23 protein-coding genes are annotated in these 25,043 nt (G+C 37.5%); 10 read left to right on the top strand and 13 right to left on the bottom strand.

The window, feature by feature from the left end; all coding sequences use genetic code 11:
• Positions 1 to 4 precede the first annotated feature (4 nt).
• From IW15_RS03285 to IW15_RS03270, 5 genes are all read left to right on the top strand, one after another.
• Positions 5 to 781 (top strand): hypothetical protein, encoded by a 777-nt coding sequence (locus tag IW15_RS03285; RefSeq protein WP_131368476.1) that lies wholly within the window; start codon positions 5 to 7, stop codon positions 779 to 781.
• A 26-nt stretch (positions 782 to 807) separates the two neighbouring features.
• Entirely contained in the window at positions 808 to 1,602 is a 795-nt protein-coding gene (locus IW15_RS03280) for a hypothetical protein (RefSeq protein ID WP_131368474.1), read from the top strand.
• A 36-nt stretch (positions 1,603 to 1,638) separates the two neighbouring features.
• Positions 1,639 to 1,800, top strand: coding sequence for a hypothetical protein (locus IW15_RS22695; protein ID WP_165585157.1), 162 nt, complete (start codon positions 1,639 to 1,641; stop codon positions 1,798 to 1,800).
• Between the two features lie 74 nt (positions 1,801 to 1,874).
• On the top strand, positions 1,875 to 2,693 hold the full coding sequence (locus IW15_RS03275; RefSeq protein WP_034709276.1) for a hypothetical protein: 819 nt from the start codon (positions 1,875 to 1,877) through the stop codon (positions 2,691 to 2,693).
• A 1-nt stretch (position 2,694) separates the two neighbouring features.
• A complete protein-coding gene (locus IW15_RS03270) occupies positions 2,695 to 3,858 on the top strand; it encodes a hypothetical protein (protein WP_034709275.1) in 1,164 nt (387 codons plus the stop codon).
• Positions 3,859 to 3,876: 18 nt separating this feature from the next.
• On the opposite strand, the gene IW15_RS03265 is transcribed toward IW15_RS03270, so the two are convergent.
• Positions 3,877 to 6,714, bottom strand: a complete 2,838-nt coding sequence (locus tag IW15_RS03265) for an alpha-amylase family glycosyl hydrolase (RefSeq protein WP_034709274.1) — start codon at positions 6,712 to 6,714, stop codon at positions 3,877 to 3,879.
• A gap of 239 nt (positions 6,715 to 6,953) precedes the next feature.
• Positions 6,954 to 9,020 (bottom strand): T9SS type A sorting domain-containing protein, encoded by a 2,067-nt coding sequence (locus IW15_RS03260; RefSeq protein WP_084681355.1) that lies wholly within the window; start codon positions 9,018 to 9,020, stop codon positions 6,954 to 6,956.
• Between the two features lie 150 nt (positions 9,021 to 9,170).
• Here IW15_RS03260 and IW15_RS03255 point away from each other — a divergent pair, with 150 nt between their 5' ends.
• Complete coding sequence (locus IW15_RS03255) at positions 9,171 to 10,040, top strand: helix-turn-helix domain-containing protein (protein ID WP_034709272.1); 870 nt, start codon at positions 9,171 to 9,173, stop codon at positions 10,038 to 10,040.
• Positions 10,041 to 10,139: 99 nt separating this feature from the next.
• Here IW15_RS03255 and IW15_RS03250 read toward each other — a convergent pair whose 3' ends face one another.
• Positions 10,140 to 10,418, bottom strand: coding sequence for a hypothetical protein (locus tag IW15_RS03250; protein WP_034709271.1), 279 nt, complete (start codon positions 10,416 to 10,418; stop codon positions 10,140 to 10,142).
• 159 nt (positions 10,419 to 10,577) lie between these two features.
• Positions 10,578 to 12,185, bottom strand: a complete 1,608-nt coding sequence (locus tag IW15_RS03245) for a fumarate hydratase (RefSeq protein WP_034709270.1) — start codon at positions 12,183 to 12,185, stop codon at positions 10,578 to 10,580.
• Positions 12,186 to 12,322: 137 nt separating this feature from the next.
• On the opposite strand from IW15_RS03245, the gene fumC reads away from it, so the two are divergent.
• Positions 12,323 to 13,717 carry a class II fumarate hydratase gene (gene fumC / locus IW15_RS03240; protein ID WP_034709269.1) on the top strand — a complete coding sequence of 465 codons (1,395 nt, stop codon included), beginning with the start codon at positions 12,323 to 12,325 and terminating at the stop codon, positions 13,715 to 13,717.
• A 158-nt stretch (positions 13,718 to 13,875) separates the two neighbouring features.
• Positions 13,876 to 14,067 (top strand): hypothetical protein, encoded by a 192-nt coding sequence (locus tag IW15_RS22585; protein ID WP_131368472.1) that lies wholly within the window; start codon positions 13,876 to 13,878, stop codon positions 14,065 to 14,067.
• Positions 14,068 to 14,163: 96 nt separating this feature from the next.
• Here IW15_RS22585 and IW15_RS03235 read toward each other — a convergent pair whose 3' ends face one another.
• The 9 genes from IW15_RS03235 to IW15_RS03195 all read right to left on the bottom strand — a co-directional run bounded on the left by IW15_RS03235 (position 14,164) and on the right by IW15_RS03195 (position 23,604).
• The gene (locus IW15_RS03235) at positions 14,164 to 15,102 is read right to left on the bottom strand and encodes a Dyp-type peroxidase (RefSeq protein WP_034709267.1); all 939 of its coding nucleotides are present in this window, start codon (positions 15,100 to 15,102) and stop codon (positions 14,164 to 14,166) included.
• 20 nt (positions 15,103 to 15,122) lie between these two features.
• Positions 15,123 to 15,836, bottom strand: coding sequence for an ABC transporter ATP-binding protein (locus tag IW15_RS03230; RefSeq protein WP_034709266.1), 714 nt, complete (start codon positions 15,834 to 15,836; stop codon positions 15,123 to 15,125).
• 1 nt (position 15,837) lies between these two features.
• On the bottom strand, positions 15,838 to 17,304 hold the full coding sequence (locus tag IW15_RS03225) for a DUF5687 family protein (RefSeq protein ID WP_034709265.1): 1,467 nt from the start codon (positions 17,302 to 17,304) through the stop codon (positions 15,838 to 15,840).
• 209 nt (positions 17,305 to 17,513) lie between these two features.
• On the bottom strand, positions 17,514 to 19,166 hold the full coding sequence (locus IW15_RS03220) for a DNA repair protein RecN (RefSeq protein ID WP_034709264.1): 1,653 nt from the start codon (positions 19,164 to 19,166) through the stop codon (positions 17,514 to 17,516).
• Positions 19,167 to 19,244: 78 nt separating this feature from the next.
• Positions 19,245 to 20,147, bottom strand: a complete 903-nt coding sequence (gene porD, locus IW15_RS03215; protein WP_034709263.1) for a type IX secretion system protein PorD — start codon at positions 20,145 to 20,147, stop codon at positions 19,245 to 19,247.
• Between the two features lie 36 nt (positions 20,148 to 20,183).
• The gene (gene coaBC, locus IW15_RS03210; protein WP_034709260.1) at positions 20,184 to 21,389 is read right to left on the bottom strand and encodes a bifunctional phosphopantothenoylcysteine decarboxylase/phosphopantothenate--cysteine ligase CoaBC; all 1,206 of its coding nucleotides are present in this window, start codon (positions 21,387 to 21,389) and stop codon (positions 20,184 to 20,186) included.
• A gap of 121 nt (positions 21,390 to 21,510) precedes the next feature.
• Positions 21,511 to 21,834, bottom strand: a complete 324-nt coding sequence (locus IW15_RS03205; RefSeq protein ID WP_034709258.1) for a DNA-directed RNA polymerase subunit omega — start codon at positions 21,832 to 21,834, stop codon at positions 21,511 to 21,513.
• Between the two features lie 41 nt (positions 21,835 to 21,875).
• Positions 21,876 to 22,871: an outer membrane protein assembly factor BamD gene (locus IW15_RS03200; RefSeq protein WP_034709256.1), complete on the bottom strand. Its 996-nt coding sequence runs from the start codon at positions 22,869 to 22,871 to the stop codon at positions 21,876 to 21,878.
• A 103-nt stretch (positions 22,872 to 22,974) separates the two neighbouring features.
• Positions 22,975 to 23,604 (bottom strand): TetR/AcrR family transcriptional regulator, encoded by a 630-nt coding sequence (locus IW15_RS03195; protein ID WP_034709253.1) that lies wholly within the window; start codon positions 23,602 to 23,604, stop codon positions 22,975 to 22,977.
• 95 nt (positions 23,605 to 23,699) lie between these two features.
• Between IW15_RS03195 and IW15_RS03190 the strand changes: the two genes are divergently transcribed.
• Both IW15_RS03190 and IW15_RS03185 read left to right on the top strand, forming a co-directional pair.
• On the top strand, positions 23,700 to 24,326 hold the full coding sequence (locus IW15_RS03190) for a TatD family hydrolase (RefSeq protein ID WP_034709251.1): 627 nt from the start codon (positions 23,700 to 23,702) through the stop codon (positions 24,324 to 24,326).
• On the top strand, positions 24,319 to 25,041 hold the full coding sequence (locus tag IW15_RS03185; protein ID WP_034709249.1) for a tRNA threonylcarbamoyladenosine dehydratase: 723 nt from the start codon (positions 24,319 to 24,321) through the stop codon (positions 25,039 to 25,041). The genes IW15_RS03190 and IW15_RS03185 overlap by 8 nt, the downstream gene beginning before the upstream one ends.
• Positions 25,042 to 25,043 lie beyond the last annotated feature (2 nt).

Below are 25,043 nucleotides of genomic sequence, written 5' to 3'. Positions count from 1 at the left end.
AACGATGAAAAAGGTATTAATTTTCGGTATTTTCATTTTTAATATTAGCGTCTTTTCTCAAGTGGGAGTTTCCACCACCACTCCTCAAAAGGCACTTCATATTTCCGGCACCACGTCTTCAACGGCTATTACAGGAACTTCAGTAAATATTGTGCGTCCAACTATAAGAGTTGACGGATTAAACAACACCAACCAGTCTACGACAGATAAACTTCGCCCTGTTTCTGTAAGCGACAAAGGAGATCTTGTTTTATCTAATGCTCTTGTTAAGCCTTTGGTAATCATAGATCCCATTAATACATCAAATACTGAAAAAGATTATATTCTTCCGGCAGTTACAATTAACCAAACCTCAGGAAGCACAACAACAAACGCGGTCATACGCTCATTTAATTTTACGCTTACTTCACCAAGCCTTGTTAAATTCAGTACAGTCACCAGTTTTCAGTTTTTAAGAGCTTCAGACGGCGGTGTAGTAACTGACGGATCTAACAGAGCCTGGGGAACAAGATTCAGGTTTTCAGCAGCTCCTGCAGGAATTTCTACGGCAGCCAATGCTTATTTTGGGGAATCTATACGTGCTTATAACAATGCGGTAAACACGACTGATGCCACAGGAACTTTTTATACTGCATCTGATGATACCTTATCGCTTCCGGCAGGAACTTATACGCTGGACGTTAACTTATTTGCAGCAACGAACGCAACACAAACCCCACTAAGAATTATATGTGGAAGCGGTACAGATACAATTAGTATTGTAGCGTTTCCCGTACAGTAATAATCCAATCACAAATTTTTTCAACCGTGAAAAATACTATCAAAATGGTATTAGCAGCCGGGCTGCTAGTATATAGTCAACACATTTTCTCACAGCAGAATGTAGGGATTATGACAGACAAACCTATGGAAAAGCTTCATGTAAGCGGAAAATCCAGCGTTCTTGACGATAACATAGGAACGACAGGAGTTCCTTTAATATCTCCTACAATCAGAATAGACGGACTTAATATGACAAATAATCCAACAGTTTTAAGTACAGACACTATAGCACCTTTGTATGTAGACAGCAATGGTGATACCAGCGTAAAAAAGGGACTTGAAACATTTGGAACTTATACACAGCCGGGAGGAGATGCTATTACAACAGCCACAACATTAAACGTAACAGCCACTCAGACTTATCAGTTTACCCCAACGCTGCTGACGGCATCTTTTACGCTGCAACAAAGATCGGTAGTTTATATTTCTTCCACTCTTTCTGCTGATGTACTGAATGCATCAGGCGGAACCATTACTGATGGAAAAAACAGAGCTATTGCAGCACTTATCTCGTTTACAGCTGCTCCGGCTGCCAGTGGAATCAACACCACATCAAGTTATATGGGTGACGGACTTACGTTTGCCAACAGACCAACTGATTCTATGAACGGGTCTTTTAAGCTGAGCCCAAGTTCTGAATTGGTTCTTCCGGCAGGCAGCTACACGGTGATTCTGAGAGGAGCAGGAATTGCTTCCAGTAACGCTCCTGGCGATAATTACAGAATTATCTGGGGCGGAGGAACAGGAGACAAACTAAATATACTTGCAAAACCATTATAAATAATACTTTTTTAACCCTTATAAATTTTTTTTATTATGAGCAATTTAAATGAAAAGCTAGCTAAATTCTCTATTGAGAAACTTGAAGAGCGTAAAGAATTTACATTCTACTGTACGCCAAATCCATGTGATCCAAAACCTCCATGCGGAGGTGGAACTGGACCAACTGATCCTGGAACAGGAGGAGGTGGTGCATAGTATATTCACTCTTCAGAATTAATTAAAAGGTACCTGGGCTTGTCTCGGGTACTTTTACCATTAAATACCCAACTATGACAGATATTCACAAACCTTCTTTATATTTTTTTAGAAATCAGGTGCATTTTCTAAAAGATAATTTCCACATTCATGATGAAGAATTATTCCAAAAATTCAAGAGTTTTGTGGGACACTTTTGTTATTTTACGTTAGAGATGGATAAGATGATTGATGGGGAAAACAACTATAAACATTTGTTCGAAACCGGCCAAAACACACCTTTTTTTGCCATAAAAAGCCATCAGGAATCCATAAGAATATTAACTCAGATCTTTCCGAATCATTCTGAATTCTGGGATGAACTCGACAAACAAAACCAGCATTTTTATTTAACTTTATTAAAAGAGAAATATAATACTGCACAGCAGCCTGTTTTTACTTTACAGGATTTCGAGGAATATGCTGTTGGAAAACATACCCTTGCTTATGTTCCTATAACTGCTCTGGATATGATCTTTGAAGCTAAAAATAGTATTGAAAAGTTAAAGGATATTTTCACCTTAATTTTTAAGGGAATTCAGATGAATGATGATTTGGAAGATCTTCAAAAAGACATTCAGAACAATCAATGGACGTATGCGAGATCCCGTGTGGAAGAATTCATGCAAGAAAACAATCTTTCCAACGAAGCTGGTTTAGACCGGTTTGAGGAAAGAGTACTATACGTTTCCGGAATTGCGGAAGAACTTATAGGATATAGCAAAGACCATTTTATTGCAGCAAAAAATATAGCGGAGGAGTATCATTTCAGTGAGCTCAGCCAATGGCTTAGTGAAACAATAGTCGGAATTACCCAAAATGAAGCGTTGATTTTAAATCTTACACACAACTAGAATGTCTCTTATCAGAAATGATTATGTTATCACTCCTTATCAAGCCGGAAAATGGATATTAGAACTTTCCGGAGCCCATTTTATTGTAAATGCCTATACAAAGAGCTTGATTGATATTCTTTCAACACAGCAAAACTATACTGAGGCGCTGGAAAAATTCAACTTGGATTTCAGCAACACATTAACAGAAAATGAATTTACAGGTTTTATAGAAACTATTTTTACTGACATTCCTATTTTTAAGGATTCATCCGTGGAAGCCAAAGCTCCGAAAGGCTTCATTAAGTTTCAAAAAAAAATACTGAGTCCGTTTCTTGCCGGAAAAATAGCTTCCTTCATCAGCTTTCTCTTCAATAAAAAGTTATTCTGGATATTTTTTCCAGTTCTATCTTTGGCGGGAATATTTCTAGCCTTCAACACTCCTATCTCTTCTTTAAACAATATTTCTCCGGTATGGATTTTAATGCTGTATACGGTAACGATGTTTCTGCACGAGTTGGGGCACATTGCGGCCTGCAGAAAATTCACCGGGAAAAACGGTGAAATTGGTTTTGGAATTTACTTTATATTTCCTGTACTCTATTCTAATATTTCTTCTGTGTGGCATGCCAATAAACAAGAGCGCATCATTACCAATTTAGCCGGAGTCTATATGCAGCTATGGTGTATGCTGATCTTTTATGGCTTTTATTGGGTTACACAAAACACAACCTCGTTGTATCTGGCGTATTTTATTACTTTATACAGTTTTATACAGATCATTCCATTTATAAGGTCTGATGGCTACTGGCTGTTGTCGGACATTACTTCCACTCCCAACTTACTTGAAAAATCAGGGACAGAAGTCAAAAATTTCATAAAAAATCCTATTGACTGGGTAAAAGAAACAAGAGAGAAAAAGAGCTTCCTTTTGTTGTATGGACTGTTCAATAATGCCATTCTCTTATATTTTATCATTACCCAGCTTGTATATAACTGGAAAGGGATCCTGCATTTCCCGGTTGCCGTTCTTCAGATGGTAAAGCAGATGTTTACTTTCCATTTTTCAGAAATTATTCTGCCTGATAATTTTATGATCACCGTTGTATTTTATATCCTTTTATTCAATACGATTACGGTTAATTATAAAAAGATATTCAGCCCAGATAAAAAAAGAGACCGCTAAAAGCAGTCTCTTCAATTGTTATTTAATCATCATTTTCTGGATGGCTGTTCCATTTTCCGAATTTAAATGAACTAAATAGGTTCCTTTCGGATACCCTGCATTTAATTCATAGGTCCCATTTTCCTTGTTAAGCTTAAAAGAATCTATTTTCTTACCGCTCATGTCGTAAATGACAATCTCTCCATTTTTCACTTTATGGTAGATCAGTTTTGCGATTCCATTTTTTACCGGATTATCCGCAATCTGTAATGATAATTTATGATCTGCATTAGCATCAACAGTTGATAAACTTCCCGAATAATTTCCGAAGATCCTGAATTCTCCCGGTTGAAGAGTAATCGGAGCTGTGGTAGACGCAATGGTGGAAACGGTATTATCCATTAAATTCTGCCACTGGCCAGTGTAAGGGAAATAAGGAACGACCGCCTTAGCCGAAGTATCATAATTCGCCAGAACCACTACATTTTTCACACCGGTCGTAATGGAGCTATCATATACATAAATTCTTGTAATAAGTCCATCCGGATCATTGGTAAGATTGTTTGATTCTACACTATAAGTTTTAGATTTGAATACCGGATATGCATTTCTGATATTGATGATTTGTGCCCAGGTGTCATACAGCGCTTTTCTGTTGGTATTGGTATCATACCCCAGAGAGAAGGCAACAGGTTTTTCATCTGTTCTGCACCCGCTGTTAATGCTACCATCAGAACATCTGTTGATGCTGAAATCATATCCTAGTTCTCCAAACTGCCAGATCATTTTAGGCCCGGGAATGGTAAAGAATGTTGCCCCGAAGGTTTTCATTCTGTCAAGTGCTGTATTTAAATTCTTCACATCATAAGTGCCATTTAATGCACCGTAAGAAAGATTTTTAAACATTAAACGTTCTTCATCATGACTTTCTCCGTACCCTACTGCACTCATATTGGTAAAACCATGAAGAGTATGATTCATTCTGTCATAATTGCTGTTTTCTTTATAGCCCATTGTATTTTGGTTATAAGGATCGGTCTGTTTGTTCCAGAGCATTACTCCTTTTCCTTCAGCTATTCTGTAATTGGCCCACTGCTGTTCTTCTAAATCTGTTCCCAGATGTTCGAAAATCATATAAGAATTAGGATCTGCAGCCCATTGTCTGTCTGCATAATATTTCATAATATCTACTCTGTCCTGCTGGTAAGCATTGGTACAGGCTTCATCGTTTTCAGTACAGCTTTGGGTAAAACCTTTGGTAAGATCCCAGCGGAAACCGTCAACATGGTATTCCGAAAGCCATTGCTGCAACGTTCTTTCAACATAGTATTTTGTTGCTGTGCTTGTGTGGTTGAAATCATTGAAAACATTGTAAGAATGTTTTGGAACCTGGTTAAAGTACGGATTATTGGCCGCTACATCTCCATAACCGTCTCCGTCCGGATCAACATTCCATAATCTCACCAATGGAGAACGCCCTGTTGCATGGTTGAATGCAATATCCAAGATCACAGCAATTCCGTTTTGATGGCATAAATCTATAAACTCTTTGAATTTTTCAGGCGTTCCGTAGGCTTTATCTAAAGCATAATGGAATGATGTATTATATCCCCATGAAAGATTTCCTTCAAATTCCATTACCGGAAGAAGCTCAATCGCATTTATATTCAAATTCTTTAAATACGATATTTTATTGATCAGAGACTGCCAGTTTTTTTCCTGCGTAAAGTCTCTCAGCAACAGCTCATATACGACCAGATTTTCTTTAGCCGGCCTCTGGAAATTGGTAACCTGCCAGTTATAAGGTGTCTGACCTGTTTTAAACATAGAAACTTCAAAACCCTGTCCGGCAGGGAAAGCTGGCAAATTCGGATAAGTAACAGCAGAGATCTGAGGATCGTCATAAGAAGATAAAATCTGAGGAGAGAACGGATCTGCTACTTTTTTAAGATCATTCGTTCTGTACTGGAAAGTATACAGCTGTGACGGAGTAAGACCACTCAGTTCAATCCAGTATAAATCCGGATTTGTGGTATCTCTTTTCATTAAATAAGCATCATCCACAGCCCAGTTGTTAAAACTTCCAATCACATGAACGAAATTTTTAAACGGAGCATATAACGCTAAACCGACTTTGGTATTGTCTGTCGGATTATAATTAATTCCCTGTTTTATCCAGCCTGGTATGGCTTCGGAAACAACATTTCTTGGCACCTGAAGAATGAATGTTGCATTCTTGGAATTTGAACTTGCATCGGTTGCTATCAGCTCCATCGATGCATCTGCAGTTACGGTGTAATTATAAGAATATGTGGTAGAAGGAACCGATGTAGAGTTTACAACCGTGCCGTTAGCTTTCAACTGAAAGGTTGTATTTACATTGGTAGTCGCTGTAATAGCAACTGAATTTCCCGATGCAATCGTGGTAAGACTTCCCGGTAAAGGATTTGTGAGATTAAGGCTTAATATGCCTACATTTATAAAGGTATCTGAAGTCTGATGACTTCCTGATTTATCTTTTAATAAAAACCCAAATCTTCCGATTCCCGTTCTGTTATAAAATACCGTTGGAGTAAAAGTCAGTGAATAGGTATCTGCCGCGGCATTATAAGTTAATCGGTTAGCGTCATTGGAATCATTCCAGCTTCCGTTAGTGGGACAGTCCTGGCTGTTTGCAAAGTTTGTATCCAATGACCATGACCAGATATATACGGCATTATTAACGACTCCCCAGGCCGATTCATCGATCTGATCTCCGGGTATGGTAAGGGTAATCTGATTAGTCTCAGCAAAAGGATTTGGGGTAACACTATAGTTAATTTGTCCAAAAACAAGAACTGTAACAAACAGCATTACAGCTAAGTAAAGTTTTTTCATTGTGTATTTTTTTTTCTACTATCTAATATATTAATTTAATTTCATGCAGCAATTTTTATTGTTGTACTTTCTCATCTTTATATGCCTCAAAATCATGAAAAAGGCCCATAAAATCAATTATGAGCTTTTGCAATACATTCAAAATGTATTTAACTAAAAAATGAACTGTTTTTCATTGCTGAAAAAACAAAAGACTTTATAAAAAAGCCTTTTGTTTATCAATCAAATATCTATGGACACTAGTTTTTAATAATCTTTTTGGAGATTGACTGCCCGTTCTTTAACTTTAATTCTATGATGTACACGCCACCAGGCAAGCTTTGCATATCAATCTGGTTATTGGAAAATTCTGCTTTGATTCTCTCTCCTACAACATTAATTACACTTACACTTTCTATCGCTGCATCTGCTTTAATATAAAGGATTCCATTCGTTGGATTCGGATAAACACCCACTATCGGATTAAGCTTGACATCTGATGTTCCTAAGACGGCATTACCATCTTTAATACATCGTACAGACGCGCCCTGTCCTCTAGGCGCGCCTGAACTCGCATTGGCAAGTGTTGATCCTATATAAAGGTATTTTCCACCTGTGCTTGACGTTTCTGAACTCCAGAAATATCCTCTTTGGCCTGCAAAAGTAAATCCTCCATCTGAAGAACTGCGATATCCTCCTGCAGGAAGTTTCAGATGGCTGCTGTATGCTCCTCCTGGGTTTGCAATTCCTTCAGCACTTACCAATGCTGCCCATTCTGCCTGTGAAGGGAGTCTCCATCCCGAACCTGCTGCTTTACATGGATCTGCTCCAACAGTAGTGGTTACCGCTGCAGCGTTGGACGCTGTCCATTTGTCAGTAACTATATTAGTTCCCCACCATGATGGCGATCCAATAACATAAGAATGCGTTCCTGCTAATCCATCAGGAGAATTGGGTGAAGTCGCAGTTGTGGTTGCAGAAGTTCTTAGCTGATGTCCGTCATCCCATCTTCCCCACTGGAACAAATCTCCGAAAGAAGCCGTATCTCCCATTGAAATGGCTACCTGAGAGCTTCCGAGGTTCTGCTGCATCCATACCTTTCCGTCAGAACCTCTTACAGTAGAATAGGTTACAGGCTGTCCCTGATACGTAAAGGTTACACATCCTGTATCTCCCGCATTGTTACCCGGATCCGTATTGCTGCAGGTTTGTGAAATATTTGCCAATGAAATTCTTTTCACTTTTGTAGATCCGTCCGTATAGGCCAGTATAAGAAAATTATTGGTATTGTCAACTGCTAAGTCATTATATTTTGCTTCGCCATCAGAAATAAAATCACTACCGAATGTCACCCAGTCTTGACCGGCTGCATCAAGTTTATATACTGTATTCTTTAAGAAATTATCATCTTCCCAGCGGCTGGCTGCCACATAAGGCGTTCCTGAAGCCGTTACAGCAAGAGCAACATGCTGTACTTTACCGTTTGAAAAATTGGCATTTCCTACCTGTGTCCATGAAGTTCCGTCAAATTTTTTAACGTTAAGTTTCTTCCCGGCTGCTGTTGTTGAAACATAAGCTACATATACATTATTATTGGCATCTATTGCAATATCAGAAGAATAGGATTCTCCGGAAGATGCTGCATCTACAATACTCCCTCCTACGAGTGCCCAGTTGTCTATGGCAGAAGCAGTAACACTGTTTTGATATACTCTTAAACCATTCGATACATTGCTGGTATAGACTATGTTATTAGAACCGATCACCATTTCTGCAAATTCAGCACCTTCTGAAAAACCTGCATTTCCTACCTGTTCCCATGCACCGTTTACATATCTTTTTACCGTCCCGGAACCATACGATCCGTAAGTAAACAAAACATTGGATGGAGACACTGCGGAAGCCTGATAATTGGTTGTAGCCGTTGTAACGCTTGGAAGTGAAGTCCATGTAGTTCCGTTGAACTGGCGTACTTCCAATCCGCTCCCCATGTTGGTGTAATAGATCGTATTGCCCGCAGGATCCAGTGATAATGAACTGTAAGTCGCATAACTTGTGGTGATCCCCGCACTTCCTCCTATGTAAGACCAGAAATTTCCATTGAACTTCTGAACTGAACCTTTAGAAACTGTGACATCATAGTAAGACAGATAATAATTTCCCGCATTATCTACCACCAAATTGTTAAAGCTGCTTCCTCCTGCTGAAACCGTTTGCACACCTCCAACATTTTCCCATTGCTGGGCATATGTATAACTACCTGCGATGCTAAGCAGCCCTAAAGCAGCTCCAATTTTCCGCATTGTAAAATGTAAATTTCCAAACATAATGAATAGTATTTTTATTTATTCTAAATTTAATTTATTTTTGCGCAAAATTACTCCTCCTGCTTAACCTCAAGTTATCATTTCCAAACTTTGTGTTATCCTATGAGGGTATTTTATTTCAAATTGTACCATGGCTGTAAAATGTGTTGTATGAGGAATCCATCTCAAAAGGACGTCTTGTTCAGATCCGAAGACATCAAAATTATAATGCAGGAGAATTCTTATCCTGAAAAGTTTTCGAAATCGAATATGATTGAAAGCAAGGCAAGTTTTAACCTGCTTTTTTTATTAAGCCCTAACATTCATCTGGAAGCCTATGATTGCGGTACAAAATTCCTCTTTAAAAAAAACCAGTACATCCTTCATTACTCTGCTCAGGAAAGTACTGCTGAGCTTTGGACGGAAAATCAGGATATACTGAAATACCTTCAAATACAGATCAATTATCAGTATATTTTTAATTTAATAGAACCTGAATCCAATAAAGAAAGTGCAGAAATATTGGAGAACATGATCAGAAATAACTACATATTCCTTCATAAAGAAACTCCTCCTTATGTGACGGTTGAGATGCATATGATCTTAAGGGAGATATTAAGCTATTCAAGGAAAGGAGTGATGCAGAAACTTTTTGTTGAAGCTAAGATTATTAAACTTCTGATCCTTGTTTTTGAACAGTTCAATGAAAAAAATACGGTGGAAAGTATTCCAAAAACACCTGCAATCATCAAAAAATTTATTGATGAGAACTATCACAGAAATATAAAAGCAGAAGAATTGAGCAGTATGGTCGGGATTAATCAGAATACGATCAGGAAAGAATTCAAAGCGCAGTATCATTTAACCGTTACAGATTATATTTCGGAGCTGAGAATGCTGAAAGCAAAAAAACTGATCATCGATAAAGACATGATGATCAAAGAAATTGCCATTGAATGCGGTTACGAGTATGTTCAGAACTTTACCAGGGCATTTAAGAAAAAATTCGGGTTATCTCCGGAAAAACTCCGGAATGAATAAAACGAAAAAAAACCACTTAAAAAATTAAGTGGTTTATATATGTTGTTTTGCTTTGATATTACTTTTTCAGAATTAAGGTGAAAAAGCAATGACAATCAATTAATGATGTCCGTGACTATCGTGTAAGAAAGGTCCGTTACCTTTAGGCTCACTGTAGATTACCTCTACTCCTTCCTGCTCATATATTTTTTTTCTTCTGATATCTTCTGGATCGAAAGGCTTCACTTTTCCGAAATACTCTTTCAAACCTTCAGTCAACCACATTGGGATTACTAATCCAAAAAACATAAAGATACACCAGAACCCTACTAAAAACATCGTGATGAAGTAGATAGTCCAAAGGAACTGATAAAACGGCCAAAATGCTGATAACATCATTTTTCTTATAGATTTTAGGCAAAAATAGAACTTTTTTCCTTTTCACACAAAAGATAAGGGTTCTATTTTCATTATTTATTTTGATTTTAAACTAATTCAACAGAGATTGGATGGTAGATAACCTATTAAGGCTGAAATATCCAATCATTTTCCAGATGCTTAATGAGCAAGTGCAGCAAAGAAATCATTTCCTTTATCATCTGTAATGATGAATGCAGGAAAATCTTTCACTTCAATTTTACGTACGGCTTCCATCCCTAGCTCCGGAAAATCCACAACTTCTACAGACACGATATTGTCTTTTGCTAAAATCGCAGCAGGTCCTCCGATTGACCCTAAGTAGAATCCTCCGTATTTGCCGCAGGCATTGGTTACGTCTTTACTTCTGTTTCCTTTTGCCAGCATGATCATACTTCCGCCATGGCTTTGGAACTCATCCACATACACATCCATTCTTCCTGCTGTTGTAGGTCCAAAACTTCCTGAAGCCATTCCTTCCGGCGTTTTTGCCGGTCCTGCATAGTAGATTGGATGGTTTTTAAAGTATTCAGGCATCGGTTTTCCACTGTCTAATAATTCTTTGATCTTGGCATGAGCGATATCTCTCGCTACGATCAGAGTCCCGTTCAACTTTAATCTAGTCTTGATCGGATATTTTGAAAGCTCTGCTAAAATTTCAGGCATCGACTGGTTCAAATTAATTTCAACCGCTTCTTCCAGATGGGGAGGAGTTGCCGGCAAAAATCTTTTCGGATCCTGCTCAAGCTGCTCAAGAAAAATTCCTTCTTTGGTAATTTTCCCTTTAATATTTCGGTCTGCGGAACAAGAAACTCCCATTCCCACAGGGCAAGAAGCCGCATGACGGGGAAGTCGGATCACCCGCACATCATGAGTAAGGTATTTACCACCAAACTGAGCACCAATGGCACTTTCCTGGCATATTTTCTGAACTTTAGCCTCCCATTCCAGGTCTCTGAAAGCCTGTCCTGCTTCATTTCCTTCTGTCGGAAGGTTGTCATAATATTTTGCTGATGCCTTTTTTACCGCAGCCAGATTCGCTTCCGCAGAAGTTCCTCCAATAACCAACGCTAAATGGTACGGCGGGCAGGCAGCCGTTCCTAAGTCTGAAATTCTTTCTTTGATAAATTCTTCAAGAGATTTTTCGTTCAGCAATGATTTTGTCTTCTGATACAAGAAGGTTTTGTTCGCAGAACCACCCCCTTTTGTAAGAAACAAAAATTCATAAGAATTTCCTTTTTTAGCATACAAATCAATCTGAGCCGGAAGATTGGAACCTGAATTCTTTTCTTCAAACATCGTTAAAGGCACGATTTGAGAATATCTCAGGTTTCTTTTCTGATAAGTATTATAAATTCCTTTGCTTAAATATTCACCATCTTCAACGCCCGTATATACATTTTCTCCTTTTTTACCCATCACGATGGCCGTTCCGGTATCCTGACATGAAGGAAGTGCTCCTTCAACGGCTACAGCAGCATTTTGAAGAAGGTTATAGGCAACAAAACGGTCGTTGTCTGTAGCTTCAGGATCATCAATAATTCTTTTCAAACTTTCCAGGTGGGAAGAACGCAGCATAAAAGAGACATCTGCCATGGCTTCTTCGGCCAATAATTCCAGTCCTTTCGGGTCTATCGTTAGGATTTCTCTTTCCCCTAACTGATCAACTTTTACGTAGTCTGAAGTAAGTTTTCTGTATACCGTATCATCTTTCTGAATCGGGTACGGATCCTGATATCTAAATTCCATTCAATTTTTTCTTTGTACAAAAATAAAACATACTCAAAAAAACATGAGTAAAATCACGAACATCCGCTGATATTTATAACGATTATAAATTGTGATTCTCTCTGGTATTCCGTAATTTTATAAAAATTTCAATCACAATGAATTACAGAATAGAAAAAGATACCATGGGTGAGGTACAGGTACCTGCCGATAAGTTTTGGGGTGCTCAGACAGAGCGTTCGAGAAATAATTTCAAAATTGGTCCTGAAGGTTCCATGCCGCATGAAATCATTGAAGCATTCGCTTATCTGAAAAAGGCAGCGGCGTACACCAACACCGATCTGGGAGTTCTTTCTGCAGCAAAAAGAGAAATGATTGCCACCGTATGCGATGAAATCCTGGAAGGCAAACTGAATGACCAGTTTCCTTTAGTTATTTGGCAAACAGGCTCAGGAACCCAGTCGAATATGAATATCAATGAAGTGGTTTCCAACAGAGCACACTTCAACAACGGTGGGAATTTAGGAGATCCATCTGAAGTTCATCCCAATGATGACGTAAATAAATCTCAGTCATCCAATGACACCTACCCTACAGCAATGCACATTGCTGCTTATAAAAAAGTAGTGGAATCTACGATCCCTGCCGTTGAAAAACTGAAAAATACATTAGCTGAAAAATCGGCTGCATTTAAAGATATTGTCAAAATCGGTAGAACGCATTTAATGGATGCTACTCCATTAACGTTAGGCCAAGAGTTTTCAGGGTATGTCGCTCAGTTAAACTATGGCTTAAAAGCGTTAAAAAATACATTACCTCACCTTTCTGAGCTTGCTTTGGGGGGAACTGCAGTAGGAACAGGGCTGAATACTCCGAAAGGATATGATGTAAAAGTAGCCGAATACATTGCAAAATTCACCAATCTTCCTTTTGTAACAGCAGAAAATAAATTTGAAGCACTGGCAGCACATGATGCTATTGTAGAATCTCACGGTGCGTTAAAACAATTGGCCGTTTCTCTGTTTAAAATTGCCCAAGATATCCGATTGCTGGCTTCCGGGCCGCGTTCCGGAATCGGTGAAATTCATATTCCAGAAAACGAACCGGGATCTTCCATTATGCCGGGTAAAGTAAATCCTACGCAAAATGAAGCGTTAACTATGGTTTGTGCCCAGGTTTTAGGAAATGACACAACGATTTCATTTGCAGGAACACAAGGGAATTACGAGCTGAACGTTTTTAAACCTGTAATGGCTTATAATTTCTTACAGTCTGCACAACTGATTGCAGATGCATGTATTTCATTCAATGATCACTGTGCTGTCGGAATTGAACCTAATCTTGAGAGAATCAAAGAATTGGTCGACAAATCTTTAATGTTGGTTACGGCTTTAAATACTCACATAGGCTATGAAAATGCCGCCAAGATTGCAAAAACAGCCCACAAAAACGGAACAACTCTGAAAGAAGAGGCTGTAAATCTGGGCCTTCTTACTGCAGAACAATTTGATGAATGGGTAAAACCGGAAAACATGGTAGGCAGCTTACAATAATTTTTTAATTGTTATATACCCTATAAAACCCCGAAAATTTCGGGGTTTTATAATTTACAATAAGCTGTTTTATATATTTTATAATAAAATTTGTTTTTTGAATTATTATTTTTCATAATTTAGTGATATAAACACAACGCACTAAAAAACAAAATATTATGAAAAATTCAAAACGATTAAACAGACAAAATTTAAAAGAAGTATTGGGAGGACATACGTGTCCGGCAAAAACGTTTCATATTGTCTATAACGGATATCATGCATGCTGTCTTCAAATTCCATCAGGGAATCCCTGTTCTTCTACAAAATGCCTTGTACCGATAGAAATGTGTGATCCCGACCTTTCTTAACCGGATAAAATGTATGAATAGTTGATAAAATCCTTCAAAGGAAAGGCCGGAAAATTATTTTTCCGGCCTTTATATTATATATGTTACAGTCAATAGTTATCCTGCAAAATCGTCAAGCATATTTCTGGTCGGAACAAAAAATAGTGTTCCTGTTTTTGCTGTACTGAAATCTAAAATTCTGTCATAGTTTCCAGGAGGATTTCCAACGAACATATTGGTCAGCATTTTATTGATGGTGGTAAAAGTACTAGCATAGGCAATAAAATAGGTGCCAAACTCATTCGTAGAAGGGTTTCCAAAAGGCATATTGTCTCTTATGATCTTCAGCTCTTCTCCATTTTCGCCTTCAATATTTGCTAAAGCGATATGCGAATTGGCAGGCTTTACTTCATCAGACATTTCAATGTCATTTTCTTTAGATCTTCCTATCACTTTTTCCTGGTCTTCCGTAGAAAGACTTTTCCAGGCAGCCATATTATGGAGATATTTCTGGACAAAAAGATAACTTCCACCTTTGTATTGCAGATCTTCTTCGCCAATTTTCGCAAAGTATTCACGGTCTTCTCCATGAGGATTTTCGGTTCCGTCCACAAAACCTAAAATAGATCGAGCATCCCAATATTTGAAGCCATGGATTTCTAAAATACTTTCTGCCACAGGATTTAACAGCTTCGAAATTTCAATACTCATATCAAAAATAAGGCTCTGATTATCTGCCCTTAAATGAAAATGCAGATCACCCGGCGTTGAAACTGCCGTATGCTTATCCCCACGTATTTCTTCAAAGCAGGCTAGCTCTTTAGGCATGGGTGTTGGAAGTTCAAGTTTCTTCCATGCTTCATATCCTATTCCCATTACACCACTTGCACGGCTATCCGGGAATCTGTTGAAAGCAGAATTATTCAGATTAAGCATCAAAGCACATAGCCGCTGGAAAACATCTTTCAGCTGCGACGCGTTTTCATGCAGCTTCCAAACCATGAAAATGGTATTGCTGTTCGGATAATCCGTAACATTCTGTGATTCTATGCTCATAAATAATGTGGTGATTTACATTAAACAGAAACAGACACCTGATCTGCAAAATACTGTTCGAGATCTTGTAATGTTTCCGGATTGGTCTGGATGTCTTTTACCATTTTTCCTTTATTCACCACAACAATTCTATTACACACTTCTGTTGTGTGGGAAAGATCGTGGCTGGAAATAAGAAACGTTACACCTTCCTGTTTTGATAATTCTTTAATTAAATTTTTAAGTTTAATCTGGGTGGAAGGATCCAGATTGGCAAAAGGTTCATCTAAAATAATAATTTCCGGATGTCCGATGATGGCCCCTACAATTCCTACTTTCTTCTGGTTTCCTTTGGAGAGATCACGAACATATTTTCCTGAGTTTAAAATTTCACCATTGAATAAATCGTGGAACTGTTTCAAAAATTCATCTACAGAAGCTTTATTCTGTCCTCTGAGTTCTCCGATAAAATAGAAATATTCTTCCGGAGTAAGATATCCGATCAGGAAAGTATCATCCACAAAAGCTGAAACTTTACTTTTCCAGGCTTCAGATTCATTTACTTTAATTCCGTCAATGCTCACATATCCTGTCGTTGCCTGAATAAGGTCCAGCATCAGGCTGAAAAGCGTCGTTTTTCCTGCTCCGTTGTTTCCTACAAGCCCAAACGTTTCACCGTTAGGAATTTCAATATTTTCAATAGTAAGAACTGTCGCCGTTCCGTATGTTTTAGATAAATTATGTATTGTGATCATATTAACCTTTATTTTTAAATGCGTCTATTGTGCTGTATTTTTCACTTTTATAATGCTTGACAATGATGTCGAAAATTTTCTCTCTGAAGATAAAACCTATCAGCCCCAGGGCGGCCACACTTACCACACCCGCTGTCATTCCGAACAAATATTTAGCTCCGGCAAAAACAGCCATCGGTAGCAGCATTTTGGGGATCAGCAATAAAAGTGCTTTCAGATTAAAACTGTTTTTCTGGCCAAATCTTTTTTCTTTAGAATTTAAATCAATTTGGGTTTTGTTGAAAGCTCCCGACCAAAGGGTAAACTGTGAATTAACGCCGATATTGTAAAGTCCGGCAACCAGGAATGTAACGTAAATTTCCCAACCGAAATAAGCATAAAAAGCAGCTACAATCATGGAAACTCCTGTTACAATATTCATCAGCCACCATTTGGCCTTTAAATATTCTTTGTAAGGTACATTCAGGGTCATCATTAAGGGATAATAAGAACTGTCGAATGCAGGAACCCTCTGCCCAAAAAGAAACTGGAACCCTCCGGTCACAAACAGTCCCATAAACATCATCATCGCAGGTGTTTTATAGACTACAGAAGTGTACATCAGCATTCCGTAAAAAATAAACATGAAGCTTCCAAGCAGAATGCCTTTCGTTACTTTATTACGTCTCAGCATTTTTATATCATTATTGATAAAGGTTCCTATGACTCCATATTGATTCAGGAAGGCAATATTTTCTGTTTTCCCAACTGTTTTTTTCGCTTCTAGTCCCTGGTCCAGGTAAAATTCTTTACGAACATAGGTAAAGCAGATTCTCCACAGTCCAAAGAACAAGACAGCCGGAATCATTATATAATAAGGTTTGCTATAAAACAGGTAGAAAAATTTCTCTGAATAAGAAAGTACCGGGATGATATTATAGTAACCTAATGCACCAACCGCTGCAAATACACAGCCTATAACAATGGCAATAACTTCTTTATCATTGAACAGAATATTAATAAAATTATTAAGGTAAAACAATAAAGAAACTCCCATAAACCATGCTAATACTCCTATAATGCTGTATCCGTTGAACATGGCAATGATAGAAAACGTGATAAAAAATAAAGAATTCAGCCAGCTAAATGCCGAAAGAAAGGTTTTTATCAGCATGTAATTGACCAGTGTATTCTTGGGAATATTCAGGGTCAGAAACGGTTTAATGTTCTGTGTGGGCATCTCCTGCCAGATATATTTGAGAATAAGATCTATTGCCCAGGCAATGATCAGAAATTTTGAAACGATCAGTAGAGGATCAAGATTCATCTCCTTCCGGATATAGAAAAAAGCGGCAAAAGCACCTCCGGCCAGACAGCCCATAAAATAGAGAATTCCGATAAAACGGAAAATCTTCATCGCCATATTAATTCCTAAAGAACTCCCCCGAAAAAAACTTTTGATTTCTAATCTTAGAAATTTTAAAAACATATTTCTCTTTTTTACATTAGTAAATATAATGGTAAAAATGTTACAAAATATCCTGCAATATATAATGATATTGATAATTTTCAGGGAAATATGGGAATAGAAATTCAATTAAAAATTTAATCACGAGTGACGAAAGCAATATCTTCTTTTAAACCACCCCGTCAAATCTTCGATTTGCCACCCCTCCAAAAGAGGGGAATTGGATAAGTTTAGTTATCTATAAGCTCCTTCGCCTGTGCCAGTGCAGCCTCAGTAATTTTGCTTCCGGAAAGCAGCTGGGCAATCTCATTAAGCTTTTCTTCATCACTTAACGGAACAATCGTAGACTGGGTTTTTCCTGAAATGTCCTGCTTGATCACTTTATAATTGTCATTTCCTTTCGCAGCTACCTGTGCGAGGTGAGAAATAACGATCAGCTGCATGTCTTCCGACATTTCACGCATCAGGTTTCCGATTTCTTCAGCCACTTTTCCTGAAACTCCGGTATCGATTTCATCCAGAATCAGGGTAGGAAGTTCATCACTTTCGGCAATGATTTTTTTTACTGCCAGCATCACCCTGGATCTTTCTCCTCCGGAAATAGCGGTTTGAATGGGCTTCAATGGAAATCCAGAATTTGCCTGAAACAAAAGCTGGATATTTTCTTTCCCAAACGCGTTAAATTCAGCAGTATCCTGAAGCTCTATGTCTACTTTTGCTTTTTCAAGTCCCAGTTTTTTTAGGAGTCCTTCGGCTTTTTTGATGAAAACAGGAATGCTTTTTTTTCTATTTTTAGACAGTTTTTCAGCTAAAGACTGGAGTTTTATTTCTTTTTTGGAAATATTTTCTTCAATAGCCACAATGGAAGCCTCAAGTTCTGAAGCACTATTCTGTTCTCCTGAAAGCTGATCCCGGATCTCTCTTAATTCATTGATATCGGAAACATTATGCTTAACCAATAATGCATTGATCTTATTATTTAGTTCGGACAGCAATGCCAGATTTTCAGGATTGATTTCAATTCTGTCGGCTTCATCTTCAAGTCCGGAGATGATATCTTTTAATTCAACAAACGAGGTTTCCAGTCTTTCATCAAGTTCTGAAAAGCTGTGGGAAACTTCTGCTATTTTTGATAATTTGGTTTTCGCTTCATTAAAAAAAGACAAAATACCCATTTCTTCCTGATGGAATCTTGAGAGGATCTGGGCAAGATTTTCAGAAATCATTCCCGCGTTTTCCTGAACAGAAAGCCGGTTTTGTACTTCTTCATAATCTATCTGATCAAGACCAAGTTCTTCAAGTTCATTCAACAGAAACTGTTTGTAATCGCTTTCTTTATTGTTTTCCAGTAATTGGGTCTGCAATCTTTTAAGCTGTATTTTTAAGCTCTGGAAGTCAGAAAACTCATTTTTATAATCCTCTATCCCGTTTTTATTTTCAGAAAGCCCGTCTATAATTTTAAACTGGTATTCTGAAGTGAAAAGGTTTGAGGTTTCAAATTGGGAATGGATGTCAATCAGCTGTGAAGACAATTCTTTTAAAACATCCAGGGTTACCGGAACGTCATTGATGAATGCCCTTGATTTTCCGGAAGGTAATATCTCGCGTCTGATGATTGTCTGGTGTTCATAATCCAGATCATTTTCAATAAAGAATTTTTTGAACTGGTTATTTAAATCAAATTCGGTTTCCACAATGCTTTTATCCTGTGCATTGGAAATGGATTTCGCATCTGCTCTTTCCCCCAGAATAAGTCGTAATGCTCCTAAAATAATAGACTTCCCTGCTCCTGTTTCACCGGTGATTACCTGCAAACCGTTATTGAGTGATACTTCCAGCGTATCAATCAGGGCAAAGTTTTTAATATAAATTCTCGAAAGCATGGATGTTTAACTGATTACTTTAGTAGTGCAAATATAGAAATTTAGGATGCTGTATTCAATAATACTGCAACAGTTGTTTTACTTCCACTTGCTCCATTTATTTTCTGTATTTTTTGGAGATAAGGTGGTCATAAGCTGTTTCAGATCACCAATAATGATTCCCCCGTTATTACCGGAATTGAAAACATTGAAGATCTCGTCGCTTTTATTATCCATAAATAAGTTGAAATAATAGGCCTGCTGAAAAGAGTTTTCATACATCTTAAGCTGCATTAGGGCATCAAAAATCACTTTTTTAGCAGAAGTCTGGTCCTGGTTGAATAAATTATCCAGCCCAGCTCTGTGATAGGTATACATCGTTGCCCGAAGCTGGCTCCAGTTCGGATTAATAATTTCATTGATTAATAAGCTGCGGCTTCTCGGTTCTTTAACGACATCCCATCCTTCATAATTTCTGTTTTGAGAATTCTGAGCGATCTGCTGGGCTTTTGAAAACCACTGGGTACCACCCATCGATTGGAAGCTGTCTGCATCATACCCCAAAATTACATATACATAAAAGCTGATAACATCGATCAGGTTCTTTCCTGAAAACTGTCTTTCGTTAAAGATAAGGTTTTCATTTTCAACATATTCGAAGCCAAATCTTTGATCCTGAAGGTTAATCAGCGGAGATTCATAGGTGGTATTGTACACAGGGCGTACTGCCTGGATGACGATGGTCCCTTTGTACTTGTTATCAACCTTTTCTGAAATAACAATTGAAAATCCACATTTGATTTTTTCAAAATTCTGAAGTTTTTTACCCGTCCAGCTGGTATTATTGATGAAATCTCTAAGACTTTTTTCCAGGGCCTTGTAAGCCTGCTGGTTACTTCCTCCTAACTGTTGGGAATTTACCTGAACAGTAGCCAGTAATTCCTGGGAAAAACTTAGGTTATATAAGAAAAGCAGAAAAAATAAGCTTATAATTTTTTTCATTATCTATTAAATATTGAGAACGGAAATTTATTAAAATTATTTTAAAAGTTGAGCCTCTACAAAGTTGAGAATATCTTTTGCTACTTCATCTTTAGATTTAAGGTCAAACTCCTTCTTCTCCGTTCTTGTGAATATTTTTATTTTGTTGGTATCATTTTTAAAACCGGCGCCTTCATCCCGTAAAGAATTCAGTACGATCATGTCCAGATTTTTCTTCTCGAGCTTTCCTTTTGCATTTTCTTCTTCATTTTGAGTTTCCAAAGCAAATCCCACCAAAAACTGATGGGTTTTTTTCTCGCCCATTGTTTTCAGGATATCCGGGTTTTTAACCAGTTCCAAGGTCAGATTTTCATCATTTTTCTTGATCTTTTCTTTGGCGACTTCTTTGGGTGCATAATCTGCTACCGCAGCACTTGCAATGCCGATATCGATGTTATCATAAAACTCGAATACTTTGGCTAACATTTCTTTTGCAGAAGTAATCTTATGGAGTTCTACGTTTTTATCATTAATAGTCTGAGCAGTTGGTCCTGAAATAAGAATAACTTTAGCACCTCTTTTTGAAGCTTCTTCCGCTAAGGAAAATCCCATTTTTCCTGAGGAATGATTTCCTATAAAACGTACCGGATCAAGGGCTTCGTAAGTGGGACCCGCTGTAATTAAAACCACTTTTCCCTGAAGTGTTTGGGCTTCCTGATGTGAATTGAAAAAATGGTCGATGGTATTGGAAATTGTTTCCGGTTCTGCCATTCTTCCCTGTCCGATCAGTCCGCTTGCCAGCTCGCCGCTTTCAGCCGGAATTACCACATGGCCAAAGCTTTCTGCCATTTCAAGATTTTTTCTTGTGGAAGGATGCATATACATATCAAGATCCATGGCTGGCGCGATAAACACGGGGCATTTGGCTGACATATACGTCGCAATAACTAAATTATCACACATTCCATGCACCATCTTAGAGAGAGTGTTAGCAGTACAAGGTGCCACGATCATCACGTCTGCCCATAAGGCAAGTTCCACATGGCTATTCCAGGTTCCGTTATCACTGTAAAAATCAGTATAGACCGGTTTTTTAGACAGTGTCGATATGCTGAGCTTTGTAACGAATTGTTCGGCATCGGGAGTCATGATCACCTGAACTTCCGCACCTTTTTTAACAAAATCTCTTATCAGAAAGTGAATTTTATAGGCTGCAATTCCTCCAGAAATAGCGATAAGTATCTTTTTACCGGAAATACTCATTGAGTTTTAATTTTTGAAATACTAAATTACTTATTTTTTACCACAAACACGGGTATGAAACAACAAAGGTCATAAAAGAATTGAATTCTTTTATGACCTTCATATATAAAAAACACAAATTTTATTTTCTGTCTTCTGTTTTTCTGAAATACACATCACCGTTCAACCATTCTTCAATAGCGATAGATGTTGGTTTTGGAAGTTTTTCGTAGTGTTTAGAGATTTCAATCTGCTCTCTGTTCTCGAAAACTTCTTCTAATGTAGAATTGTGAACCGCAAATTCATCTAATTTATTGTGCAGTTCCGTACGGATTTCTGCATTGATTTGCTCTGCTCTCTTTCCCATGATAACAATAGCTTCATAGATTGAACCTACTTTATCTTCAATCTTATCTTTATCGTAAGTTATAGTATTTACTTCTGCTTTTGTATCTTTTACACTCATTTTGAGAATTTTAATTTATTTTAAGAGGACAAATTTACGAATTATCTTTGGATTTTGAAAGTCGCTGCCGGCGGAGGGGTATTAAGTGCCGCACTATCTCTCTGGATCTGCATTGCTTTCTTCTCATTGCTGATCTGATCTTTCGCCTGCTGCTCTGTCTTTTCCTTTTCAGACAGCTTATCATTTTCTTTTTTCTGTCTTGCCGTCATGGCTGCAATTCTTGCTTCCGTAATCTTCTTAACAGAGGCAAAATTTTGTTTTTCTTTTTCTAATTTGGATCTTAATTCAACAGCCGTTTTAGAATATTCTGTATTAGGAAGTTCTTTTTCTACCAATTTTGTATAAGCAATTGCGCTCTCAATACGTTCGTCTTTAAGACCATAAATAGATTTTGAAGCCAGAGAATAACGGGACTTCATGATATAGTCATAAATTTTCGGACGCAGCTTTGTACTTGGGAAATCGTTTAATACGTTATCTAAGGCAACATTCGCTGCTTTATAATCGCCCATTTTGAAGTACTGTCTTCCGTTTTCGTATGCTTTGAATTCTAATTTATAAGACAGCTCATCTACAAGCTGGCTAATATTTTTAGATCTTTCAGAGTTTGGATAGTTGTTAAGGAAATCCTGAAGTTCATTAATGGCCAGTTCCGTACTGGATTGGTCCAGGTTATAATCCATTGATCCTTCGTAGTAGCATAAAGCAGACATGTAAGCCGCTTCTTCTGCTCGCGGATCTTTTGGAAAACTTACCGCAAAGTTCTTAAACTGATGCCCTGCCAGCTTATAATTCTTGTCGTAGTAGTTAGCATACGCTGTATTGAAACCTACATTAGGGAAGTCATCCGTTCCTGCAACCAGATTCGCAAGCCTGTCATAAAGAGCCAGCGCGTTTTTCCACTTCTTCTTAGCAAAGTTGTCATTAGCTGCCTTTAAGATGAAATTCTTATCAGCACTCTTCATAGCTTTTTCCTGCTGACTAACGCATGATGAAAGCACTGCTACTGCAAAAAGACCTAAAATATATTTTTTCATATAAAAAATTCAACAGTTTTCGGATTACATAGCCGATTTACTAATTTGCAAAAATATAACTTTTTTATCAATAGATTTTTTTTTATGAATATTTAACGTTATTTTAGTCTGCAGCGTATCCCAAAATGGCAAAAATGGTCAGCAGAAGATTCATTCTTACTTTTTTTTCGGCTTCTTTACCATATGCTTCTTCATTTTTGCTAGGAACATAGAGCTCATAGAAATTTTTATTACGGATTACAAAAAGTGTAGAGCCTATAATGGTGGTCAAAATATCTTCAGGTTTAGGAGTAAAGGTAAACACTCCGGAAGCCACTCCTTTTTTAATGACTTCATCCAGTTTTTTCACAAACAGCTGATAGAAATCCAGCAGCTCATCCTTCAGATTTTCGGTATGGCGAAGTTCCTGAGTGACAAATCCGTGAAAATAATTATATTTAAATAGCTGGGAAACAATGTATTTAATAATTTCCTTCATCTGCATTTCAGGTTTCCCTTCTTTAATAGTATCTGCAAATTCAGAAAAATTTTCCCTGGTTTTCAACACCCGGTATTGGTAAAGATAAGACATCATTTTTTCTTTGGAACCAAAGTAATAAGAGATCATCGCTACATTAATATTTGCTTTGGTGCAGATATCCCTTACAGAAGTTCCTTCGTATCCTTTCTTAGCAATAAGCTCCTCCGCAATATCCAATATATGGATTTGTTTCTCTGTAAATTTTTTTCTCATGCGCGCAGTTTAAGTAAAGTTAAGAAATTTTTAACAAATTTATAAACGTTCGTTTAATAATTTCAAATTAATTCTAAATTATAGTATTTTTGCGGATGGATTTTTTTGATTTTCATCATCATAAGAAAAATATCCCGTATGGAATCTACAATGTAGACCTGGAAAATTCCCCGCCGGAGCAACTCTATTCTATAGGAATTCATCCAAAAGATATTAATATGGAGCACATTGGTGATCAATATGCCTGGCTGGAATCTAATATTTCTGCAGACTGCTTTGCGATAGGAGAATGCGGGCTAGATTCCATTGTTTCTGTTCCACAGAAAATTCAGGAGAAAGTTTTTTTACAGCAGATTCTCCTTTCCAATGAACTCAAAAAGCCATTAATCATCCATTGCGTAAGAAAATTCTATGAAGTTATTTCTTTAAAAAAAAAGGCTGAACAGGCCATGGTTATTCATGGTTTTAATAAAAAACACCGGATTGCAGAAGATCTTCTGAAAAATAATTTTTATTTGAGTTTTGGAAAAGCAGTTTTGTATAATTTATCTTTGCAGGATATTTTGAAAAGGACTCCTTTAGACAAGATTTTTTTGGAAACCGATAATGAAAACTTCAACATTGAAGAATTGTATCAAAAGGTGGCTGAACTCAAGGAGATTTCTTTAGAAACACTTAATGAACAAATTTTAGAAAATTTAGACACGATAAAAAATGGATAAAGACTGGCTGGAAAGAACGGAACTTCTGATTAAGGAAGATGGATTGGAAAAGCTGAATAAAGCAAATGTACTGATTGTAGGCTTGGGCGGTGTAGGTTCTTTTGCCGCTGAATTTTTAGCACGGACAGGAATTGGAAACATGACCATCGTAGACGGCGATACCGTAGACATCACCAATATCAACCGACAGCTTCCAGCGTTGCATTCTACCGTGGGAAAACATAAAGTGGACGTGGTTTCTGAAAGACTTTTAGACATCAATCCTAAACTGAATTTAAACAAGATCAATGAATTTTTGAATCCTGAAAGAATGGATGAAGTACTGGATGCAGAGACTTTTGATTATATTTTAGACTGCATTGACAGTGTGACGCCCAAGTTATCTCTGATGAAAGCAGCAAAAAAGAGAAAAATCAAAATCGTAAGTTCGATGGGAGCCGGCGGCAAAATAGATCCAAGTAAAGTAGTAGTAAGAGACATCAGTAAAACCCGTAACTGCTATCTAGCGAAAATATTGAGAAAAAGACTGAAAAAAGAAAACATCAATAAAGGAATCAGATGTGTATTTTCCAATGAACTTCAAAATGAAGACAGTCTGAAAATGACGGATGGCAGCAATTATAAAAGGTCTTTCTATGGAACGATCAGTTATATTCCCGCAATTTTCGGATTGTACGCAGCTTCTGAAGTTATTACCCATTTGATCAAAAACTAATT

This window comes from Chryseobacterium soli (assembly GCF_000737705.1).
Taxonomy (GTDB): domain Bacteria; phylum Bacteroidota; class Bacteroidia; order Flavobacteriales; family Weeksellaceae; genus Chryseobacterium; species Chryseobacterium soli.
Note: the sequence above shows the minus strand (reverse complement) of the source record. Positions and strands in the feature narration are given on the sequence as shown.

Bases quoted from the DNA above. Each gene is read 5' to 3' on its own strand.
- IW15_RS03285 (WP_131368476.1), top strand. From the start codon at position 5: ATGAAAAAGGTATTAATTTTCGGTATTTTCATTTTTAATATTAGCGTC.
- IW15_RS22695 (WP_165585157.1), top strand. From the start codon at position 1,639: ATGAGCAATTTAAATGAAAAGCTAGCTAAATTCTCTATTGAGAAACTT.
- IW15_RS03275 (WP_034709276.1), top strand. From the start codon at position 1,875: ATGACAGATATTCACAAACCTTCTTTATATTTTTTTAGAAATCAGGTG.
- IW15_RS03270 (WP_034709275.1), top strand. From the start codon at position 2,695: ATGTCTCTTATCAGAAATGATTATGTTATCACTCCTTATCAAGCCGGA.
- IW15_RS03265 (WP_034709274.1), bottom strand. From the start codon at position 6,714: ATGAAAAAACTTTACTTAGCTGTAATGCTGTTTGTTACAGTTCTTGTT.
- IW15_RS03260 (WP_084681355.1), bottom strand. From the start codon at position 9,020: ATGTTTGGAAATTTACATTTTACAATGCGGAAAATTGGAGCTGCTTTA.
- IW15_RS03255 (WP_034709272.1), top strand. From the start codon at position 9,171: ATGAGGAATCCATCTCAAAAGGACGTCTTGTTCAGATCCGAAGACATC.
- IW15_RS03250 (WP_034709271.1), bottom strand. From the start codon at position 10,418: ATGATGTTATCAGCATTTTGGCCGTTTTATCAGTTCCTTTGGACTATC.
- IW15_RS03245 (WP_034709270.1), bottom strand. From the start codon at position 12,185: ATGGAATTTAGATATCAGGATCCGTACCCGATTCAGAAAGATGATACG.
- fumC (WP_034709269.1), top strand. From the start codon at position 12,323: ATGAATTACAGAATAGAAAAAGATACCATGGGTGAGGTACAGGTACCT.
- IW15_RS22585 (WP_131368472.1), top strand. From the start codon at position 13,876: ATGAAAAATTCAAAACGATTAAACAGACAAAATTTAAAAGAAGTATTG.
- IW15_RS03235 (WP_034709267.1), bottom strand. From the start codon at position 15,102: ATGAGCATAGAATCACAGAATGTTACGGATTATCCGAACAGCAATACC.
- IW15_RS03230 (WP_034709266.1), bottom strand. From the start codon at position 15,836: ATGATCACAATACATAATTTATCTAAAACATACGGAACGGCGACAGTT.
- IW15_RS03225 (WP_034709265.1), bottom strand. From the start codon at position 17,304: ATGTTTTTAAAATTTCTAAGATTAGAAATCAAAAGTTTTTTTCGGGGG.
- IW15_RS03220 (WP_034709264.1), bottom strand. From the start codon at position 19,166: ATGCTTTCGAGAATTTATATTAAAAACTTTGCCCTGATTGATACGCTG.
- porD (WP_034709263.1), bottom strand. From the start codon at position 20,147: ATGAAAAAAATTATAAGCTTATTTTTTCTGCTTTTCTTATATAACCTA.
- coaBC (WP_034709260.1), bottom strand. From the start codon at position 21,389: ATGAGTATTTCCGGTAAAAAGATACTTATCGCTATTTCTGGAGGAATT.
- IW15_RS03205 (WP_034709258.1), bottom strand. From the start codon at position 21,834: ATGAGTGTAAAAGATACAAAAGCAGAAGTAAATACTATAACTTACGAT.
- IW15_RS03200 (WP_034709256.1), bottom strand. From the start codon at position 22,871: ATGAAAAAATATATTTTAGGTCTTTTTGCAGTAGCAGTGCTTTCATCA.
- IW15_RS03195 (WP_034709253.1), bottom strand. From the start codon at position 23,604: ATGAGAAAAAAATTTACAGAGAAACAAATCCATATATTGGATATTGCG.
- IW15_RS03190 (WP_034709251.1), top strand. From the start codon at position 23,700: ATGGATTTTTTTGATTTTCATCATCATAAGAAAAATATCCCGTATGGA.
- IW15_RS03185 (WP_034709249.1), top strand. From the start codon at position 24,319: ATGGATAAAGACTGGCTGGAAAGAACGGAACTTCTGATTAAGGAAGAT.